Source organism: Limosilactobacillus portuensis, from assembly GCF_014838735.1.
In the GTDB taxonomy this organism is placed as follows: Bacteria; Bacillota; Bacilli; order Lactobacillales; family Lactobacillaceae; genus Limosilactobacillus; species Limosilactobacillus portuensis.
Genome location: NZ_JABUXQ010000126.1, coordinates 1 through 284, shown reverse-complemented (window position 1 = coordinate 284; position 284 = coordinate 1). Strand labels below are relative to the sequence as shown.

General features: G+C 51.4%; 2 protein-coding genes. Both read right to left on the bottom strand.

What is annotated here, in order from left to right:
- Nucleotides 1–107: head-tail connector protein (locus HUK49_RS11730; RefSeq protein WP_191913692.1), on the bottom strand; the 107-nt coding region annotated here is incomplete at its 3' end.
- Nucleotides 104–284 (bottom strand): phage head completion protein (locus HUK49_RS10835; protein ID WP_191913691.1); only part of this gene is annotated, 181 nt, incomplete at its 5' end. The genes HUK49_RS11730 and HUK49_RS10835, both read right to left, overlap by 4 nt.

Sequence of the window (284 nt, the reverse complement as noted above, 5' to 3'; positions counted from 1 at the left end):
CAAACCTCCAGCGCCGCATCGATGTACGCCTGTATCAACTTATCTTCGTAATCATCATCAATACGGCAATGCAGCTTTGCTTCATCCAGGGTGATTTCTGCTGTCATTTTTCCGTTCCTGTCTTGCAGAGAATTTCCAGCCGGGTACCTTCCGAATCAGGAATAGGAGGCCCAATAATATTGAGAGTGCTGCCAGCAAACGGGCCAGCAAGCACTTTCAGACGGTTGGCTGCGGTAATATCACGGCGGAAACGCACCCAAACGCGGATCGTCGCTTCGGCAACC